Below are 6655 nucleotides of genomic sequence, written 5' to 3' on the forward strand. Positions count from 1 at the left end.
ATCGCGTGAGTCAGCTCACGGGCGCGCCCCGCATCCTGGTGTGCTGAGTCGAAATAGGTAACATTCGTGTTGTGAAAAACGTCGGGACGTCCACCGCTGCGGCGGCCGAGCAGGGCCACGCCGCCCAGCCCGGTGCGCACGGCGACGGGCGCACCCGGCACACGGTTGCGCGGTTGCTGCTGGAACGAGGACCGATCACCGCTGCGGCGGTGGCCGAAGAACTCGGGCTGAGCCCCACCGCGGTGCGCCGGCACCTCGACGTGCTGGTCGCCGAAGGCGAGGCCTACACCCGGGAAGCCTCCCCGCGGAGCCGTCGCGGTCGTGGCCGACCCGCCAAGCTCTTCCTGCTCACCGAAGTGGGACGGGCGCGGTTCGGGCACGCCTACGACGACTTGGCGGTGGCGGCGCTGCGGTTCATCGCCGAACACGATGGTGAGCAGGCGGTGCGCGAGTTCGCCGAGCGACGGATGGCCGCCCTGGTGGCCAACCACCGCGAGGCGCTGGCCGCCGCCGACGACCCGGCTGATCGCGCGGAGGCCCTTGCCGACGCGCTCACCAGGGAGGGCTACGCTGCCTCGACGCGAAGCGTCGCGAGCGGCGAGCAGCTCTGCCAACACCACTGCCCGGTGGCGCACGTCGCTGCGGACTTCCCGCAGCTGTGCGAGGCCGAGACAGCGGCTTTCGCCGAAGTACTCGGCACCCACGTGCAGCGGTTGGCAACCATCGCGAACGGCGATTCGGTCTGCACCACGCACGTGCCGACCACGCGGTTCGCGGATCCCGACCCGAACACCGCCCCGATTCCTGATGGAGGGGAGTCCGTATGACTGCCGCTGCGGAGCAGCGCACACCCACCACGGCTGACCAGCAGATGAGCCAGGACGAGATCCTGGCCAGCGTCGGCAGCTACGAGTACGGCTGGGCCGACCCGGACGTCGCGGGTGCTAGCGCCCGCCGTGGCCTCAACGAGGACGTCGTCCGCGACATCTCGTCGAAGAAGGACGAGCCCGAGTGGATGCTGGAGGCCCGGCTCAAGGCGCTGCGGCTGTTCGACCGCAAGCCGATGCCCAACTGGGGTGCCGACCTGTCCGGCATCGACTTCGACAACATCAAGTACTTCGTCCGCTCCACCGAGCAGCAGGCCCAGACCTGGGAAGACCTGCCCGAGGACATCAAGAACACCTACGACAAGCTGGGCATCCCGGAGGCGGAGAAGCAGCGCCTCGTCGCGGGTGTGGCCGCCCAGTACGAGTCGGAGGTCGTCTACCACAAGATCCGCGAGGACCTCGAGGCCCAGGGCGTCATCTTCCTGGACACCGACACCGGTCTGAAGGAACACCCGGAGCTGTTCAAGGAGTACTTCGGCTCGGTCATCCCGGCCGGTGACAACAAGTTCTCCGCGCTGAACACCGCGGTGTGGTCGGGCGGTTCGTTCATCTACGTGCCGCCGGGCGTGCACGTGGACATCCCGCTGCAGGCCTACTTCCGGATCAACACCGAGAACATGGGCCAGTTCGAGCGGACCCTGATCGTCGTCGACGAGGGCGCCTACGTGCACTACGTCGAGGGCTGCACCGCGCCGATCTACTCCAGCGACTCGCTGCACTCCGCCGTCGTGGAGATCGTCGTCAAGAAGGGCGGCCGCTGCCGCTACACGACGATCCAGAACTGGTCGACCAACGTCTACAACCTGGTCACCAAGCGCGCGAAGGCCGAAGAGGGCGCCACCATGGAGTGGGTCGACGGCAACCTCGGCTCCAAGGTGACCATGAAGTACCCGTCGGTGTTCCTGATGGGCGAGCACGCCAAGGGCGAGGTGCTCTCGGTGGCGTTCGCCGGTGAGGGCCAGCACCAGGACGCGGGCGCCAAGATGGAGCACCTGGCTCCGCACACCTCCTCGACGATCGTGTCCAAGTCGATCGCCCGCGGTGGTGGCCGCGCCTCCTACCGGGGTCTGGTGAAGGTCGCCAAGCGCGCCCACCACTCCTCGTCGAACGTCAAGTGCGATGCGCTGCTGGTCGACACCATCAGCCGGTCCGACACCTACCCGTACGTGGACGTCCGCACCGACGACGTGTCCATGGGCCACGAGGCCACGGTGTCCAAGGTCAGCGATGACCAGCTGTTCTACCTGATGCAGCGCGGTCTGACCGAGGACGAGGCGATGGCGGTGATCGTGCGCGGTTTCGTCGAGCCGATCGCCCGCGAGCTGCCGATGGAATACGCACTGGAACTGAACCGACTGATCGAGCTGCAGATGGAAGGGGCCGTCGGCTGAGATGACGAGCACCACCAAGACCGACGCCCAGCACGGCCTCGGAGAGCACTCGCACGGCGGCGGAACCGGTGTTCCGCAGTCGTCGCGCGGCTCCCGCTTCACCTCCTACGACGTCGAGGCCTTCGAGGTCCCCGGCGGTCGAGAGGAGGACTGGCGCTTCACCCCGCTGAAGCGGGTCAAGGGCCTGCACGACGGCAGCGCGACAGCCACCGGAAACATCAAGGTCGAGGTCACCGGCGACGGCGCTGCCGTGGAGACCGTGGCCCGCGACGACGTGCGCATCGGTGAGGGCGGCATCCCCGCCGACCGGATCGCCGCGCAGGCCTGGAGCTCGTTCACCGAGGCCACCGTCGTCACGGTCGCCAAGGACACCAAGCCCGAAGGCCCGATCACCATCACGGTCGACGGGCCGGGCGAGGGCCAGGTCGCGTTCGGGCACCTGCAGGTCCGGGCCGAGCAGTTCGCCGAAGCCGTGGTCGTCATCGACTACCGCGGGTCCGGCACGCTCGGCGACAACGTCGAGTTCGTCGTCGGCGACGGTGCGCAGCTGCGCATCGTGTCGGTGCACGACTGGGCCGACGACGCCACCCAGGTCAGCTCCGAGCACGCCAAGCTCGGCCGCGACTCGGTGTTCCGGCACCTGGCCGTCACCCTCGGCGGTGACCTGGTGCGGGTCAACACCACCGTCAACTACGGCGACAAGGGCGGCGACGCCGAGCTGCTCGGCCTGTACTTCGCCGACGCAGGCCAGCACCTGGAGCACCGGATGCTGATCGACCACTCGGTGCCCAACTGCCGCAGCAACGTGCTCTACAAGGGCGCGCTGCAGGGCGACTCGGCGCACTCGGTGTGGATCGGCGACGTGCTGATCCGGGCCGAGGCCGAGGGCACCGACACCTACGAGCTCAACCGCAACCTGGTGCTGACCGAGGGCGCGCGGGCCGACTCGGTGCCGAACCTGGAGATCGAGACCGGCGAGATCGAAGGCGCCGGCCACGCCAGCGCCACCGGCCGCTTCGACGACGAGCAGCTGTTCTACCTGCAGGCCCGGGGCATCCCGCAGGACCAGGCCCGGCGCCTGGTGGTGCGCGGCTTCTTCGGCGAGCTGCTGCAGAAGATCACCGTGCCCGAGGTCCGGGAGCGGCTGGAAGCGGCCATCGAGGCCGAACTCGCCGTCGTCGGCGCCTGACCCGCAAGCTTTTCGAACACACCAGGAGAACGAAGAAGAGATGGCCACCCTGGAGATCAAGGACCTGCACGGCTCGGTCCTCACCGAGGAAGGCGCCAAGCCGATCCTCAACGGCGTCAACCTGACCGTCCGCTCGGGCGAGATCCACGCGATCATGGGCCCGAACGGTTCCGGCAAGTCGACGCTGGCCTACGCCATCGCCGGTCACCCGAAGTACCAGATCGACTCCGGTTCGGTGCTGCTGGACGGCGAGGACGTGCTGGAGATGAGCGTGGACGAGCGGGCCCGCGCGGGTCTGTTCCTCGCCATGCAGTACCCGGTCGAGGTGCCGGGCGTGTCGATGTCGAACTTCCTGCGCACCGCGGCGACCGCGGTCCGCGGCGAGGCGCCGCAGATCCGCAAGTGGGTCAAGGAAGTCAAGCAGGCCATGTCGGACCTGGACATCGACCCGTCGTTCGCCGAGCGCAGCGTCAACGAGGGCTTCTCCGGTGGTGAGAAGAAGCGGCACGAGATCCTGCAGCTGGACCTGCTGGACCCGAAGTTCGCGATCCTGGACGAGACCGACTCCGGCCTGGACGTCGACGCGCTGCGCGTGGTGTCCGAGGGCGTCAACCGCTACACCGGCAAGGGCGGCAAGGGCGTTCTGCTGATCACGCACTACACCCGGATCCTGAAGCACATCACCCCGGACTACGTGCACGTCTTCGCCGACGGCAAGGTCGTGGAGTCCGGCGGTGCCGAGCTGGCCGACGAGCTGGAGGCCAACGGCTACGTGCGCTTCACCGGCAAGAAGGAGGCGGCAGCCCAGTCATGACCGTTCAGCCTCCTCGCACCGAGGGTGCGAGCACGCCGTTGGACGTGGCGGCGATCCGCGCGGACTTCCCGATCTTGGGACGCACCATCCGCGACGGGCGGCGTCTGGTTTACCTGGACTCCGGGGCGACCTCGCAACGGCCGCGCCAGGTGCTCGACGCGGAGCGCTCCTTCCTGGAGCACTCCAACGCGGCGGTGCACCGCGGTGCGCACCAACTCGCCGAGGAGGCCACGGACGCGTACGAAAGCGCCCGAGAACGGATTGCTGGTCTGGTCGGGGTCGATGCCGATGAGGTGGTGTTCGCCAAGAACGCCACCGAGGGCATCAACCTCGTCGCCTACGCCATGAGCAACGCCGCCACGTCCGGGGCGGAGGCCGAGCGCTTCCGCCTCGGGCCTGGCGACGAGATCGTGGTGACCGAGATGGAGCACCACGCGAACCTGGTGCCGTGGCAGCAGCTGTGCGAGCGCACCGGTGCCACGCTGCGCTGGTTCGGGATCACCGACGAGGGCCGGCTCGACCTGTCCGACGTGGACGGTGTGATCACCGAGCGGACCAAGCTGGTGGCCTTCACCCACCAGTCCAACGTGCTGGGCACGGTGAACCCGACGGAGCAGATCGTCGAGCGGGCCCACCAGGTCGGTGCGCTGGTCGTGCTCGACGCCTGCCAGTCGGTGCCGCACAAGGTGGTGGACTTCAAGGCGCTCGGCGTGGACTTCGCGGTGTTCTCCGGGCACAAGATGCTCGGCCCGTCCGGTATCGGCGTGCTTTACGGCCGCCGCGAGCTGCTGGCGGGGATGCCGCCGTTCATCACCGGCGGTTCGATGATCGAACTGGTGCACATGGAGCGCTCCACGTTCGCCGCGCCGCCGCAGCGGTTCGAGGCCGGTGTGCCGATGACGTCCCAGGCCATCGGCCTGGGGGCGGCGGTGGACTACCTGAACGCGATCGGCATGGATCGCGTCGAGGCGCACGAGCGGCAGCTCACCGAGCTGGCGCTGCGCGAGTTGTCGGCGATCGACGGGGTGCGCATCGTCGGTCCTACCAGCACTGAGAGCCGTGGTGGCACGGTGGCGTTCGTGATCGACGGCGTGCACCCGCACGACGCCGGTCAGGTGCTGGACGACCGAGGGGTGGAGGTCCGGGTCGGACACCACTGCGCCTGGCCGCTGCACCGCAGGTTGGGAATTCCGGCTAGCGTGCGGGCGTCGTTCTACTTGTACAACGAACTGGACGAGGTCAAGGCGTTGGTGGATGCGGTGCGCGAGGCGCAGCGCTTCTTCGGGGTGGCTTGACCGGACCTGCCGGGGAATTCTTCATGCAGCTGGAGCAGATGTACCAGGAGATCATCCTGGACCACTACCGCAATCCGCACCACCGCGGGTTGCGGGAACCCTTCGACGCCGAGTCGTTCCAGGTGAATCCGACCTGCGGCGACGAAGTCACCCTCCGGGTGCGGTTGATCGGTTCCGACGAGGACGCGACCGTGGAGGACGTGTCCTACGCGGGGCAGGGCTGTTCGATCAGCCAGGCCTCGGTGTCGGTGCTGACCGACTTGGTGGTCGGCAGGCCGCTGAAGGAGGCGATGGCCACCGAGGCGGCCTTCAGCGAGCTGATGCACGGCCGCGGCAAGGTGGAACCGGACGAGGACGTGCTCGAGGACGGAATCGCGTTCGCGGGCGTGGCGAAGTACCCGATGCGCGTGAAGTGCGCGCTGCTGGGTTGGATGGCTTTCAAGGACGCGGTGTCCCGCGTAGTTGTCGAGGAGGCTTCATGAGCGAGCAAGCCCCGGTGCAGCAGGAAACCGACGTGGTGCGCAGCGCTGAGGCGCTGCCGGAGCAGTCCGCTCCCTCCGCCGAGCTCGCCTCGCTGGAGGACGTGGAAGAGGCGATGCGCGACGTCGTCGACCCTGAGCTGGGCATCAACGTCGTGGACCTCGGCCTGGTCTACGACATCCGGGTCGAGCAGGACAACTCCGCTACCGTCGACATGACGTTGACCTCGGCGGCTTGCCCGTTGACCGATGTCATCGAGGACCAGGCCCGGGCTGCCCTCACCGGTGGGCCTGGTGGGGGTTTGGTCTCTGACTTCCGGATCAACTGGGTTTGGATGCCGCCGTGGGGGCCGGAGAAGATCACCGAGGAAGGTCGGGAGCAGTTGCGGGCTCTCGGGTTCACCGTGTGACCTGTGACCTTCCTGGTCGGTGGATCTCCGGATCTCCGTGCTTTTGGACGAGGGGTGCTGGGCTTTGTTGCCCGGTGCCCCTTTTCCTTTGTCCGCTGTTGAGTTTTCAAGGTGCTCGGGACGTGTGTCCGTTCGGTCGTCGGTGGGGTCATCCCCGTGATTTGGCGGATTGTGGGGGTTGGGGGGGCGG

The 6655-nt window shown here is 68.0% G+C and carries 7 protein-coding genes; all 7 read left to right on the top strand.

Annotated elements, in window-relative coordinates; all coding sequences use genetic code 11:
• Positions 1-71: 71 nt before the first annotated feature.
• Genes OU415_RS18980 through OU415_RS19010 form a run of 7 tightly spaced genes read left to right on the top strand, consistent with a single transcriptional unit; the run spans position 72 to position 6465 of the window.
• Complete coding sequence (locus OU415_RS18980; RefSeq protein WP_270950212.1) at positions 72-827, top strand: helix-turn-helix transcriptional regulator; 756 nt, start codon at positions 72-74, stop codon at positions 825-827.
• A gap of 44 nt (positions 828-871) precedes the next feature.
• Positions 872-2278: a Fe-S cluster assembly protein SufB gene (gene sufB, locus OU415_RS18985; RefSeq protein ID WP_408641870.1), complete on the top strand. Its 1407-nt coding sequence runs from the start codon at positions 872-874 to the stop codon at positions 2276-2278.
• Position 2279: 1 nt separating this feature from the next.
• Complete coding sequence (gene sufD, locus OU415_RS18990; protein WP_270950214.1) at positions 2280-3467, top strand: Fe-S cluster assembly protein SufD; 1188 nt, start codon at positions 2280-2282, stop codon at positions 3465-3467.
• 40 nt (positions 3468-3507) lie between these two features.
• Positions 3508-4281, top strand: a complete 774-nt coding sequence (gene sufC / locus OU415_RS18995) for a Fe-S cluster assembly ATPase SufC (protein ID WP_270950215.1) — start codon at positions 3508-3510, stop codon at positions 4279-4281.
• Positions 4278-5576 (top strand): cysteine desulfurase, encoded by a 1299-nt coding sequence (locus OU415_RS19000; protein ID WP_270950216.1) that lies wholly within the window; start codon positions 4278-4280, stop codon positions 5574-5576. Before sufC ends, OU415_RS19000 begins: the two co-directional genes overlap by 4 nt.
• 23 nt (positions 5577-5599) lie before the next feature.
• Positions 5600-6058, top strand: a complete 459-nt coding sequence (gene sufU, locus OU415_RS19005) for a Fe-S cluster assembly sulfur transfer protein SufU (protein ID WP_270950217.1) — start codon at positions 5600-5602, stop codon at positions 6056-6058.
• A complete protein-coding gene (locus OU415_RS19010) occupies positions 6055-6465 on the top strand; it encodes a metal-sulfur cluster assembly factor (protein WP_270950218.1) in 411 nt (136 codons plus the stop codon). The genes sufU and OU415_RS19010 overlap by 4 nt, the downstream gene beginning before the upstream one ends.
• The last annotated feature ends 190 nt before the right edge of the window (positions 6466-6655 follow it).

The sequence above is a fragment of the Saccharopolyspora oryzae genome (assembly GCF_027853915.1).
Lineage (GTDB): Bacteria > Actinomycetota > Actinomycetes > Mycobacteriales > Pseudonocardiaceae > Saccharopolyspora > Saccharopolyspora oryzae.

Coding starts and splice junctions, on each gene's coding strand:
- OU415_RS19000 (WP_270950216.1), top strand. CDS start 4,278: ATGACCGTTCAGCCTCCTCGCACCGAGGGTGCGAGCACGCCGTTGGAC.
- sufB (WP_408641870.1), top strand. CDS start 872: ATGAGCCAGGACGAGATCCTGGCCAGCGTCGGCAGCTACGAGTACGGC.
- OU415_RS19010 (WP_270950218.1), top strand. CDS start 6,055: ATGAGCGAGCAAGCCCCGGTGCAGCAGGAAACCGACGTGGTGCGCAGC.
- sufD (WP_270950214.1), top strand. CDS start 2,280: ATGACGAGCACCACCAAGACCGACGCCCAGCACGGCCTCGGAGAGCAC.
- sufU (WP_270950217.1), top strand. CDS start 5,600: ATGCAGCTGGAGCAGATGTACCAGGAGATCATCCTGGACCACTACCGC.
- sufC (WP_270950215.1), top strand. CDS start 3,508: ATGGCCACCCTGGAGATCAAGGACCTGCACGGCTCGGTCCTCACCGAG.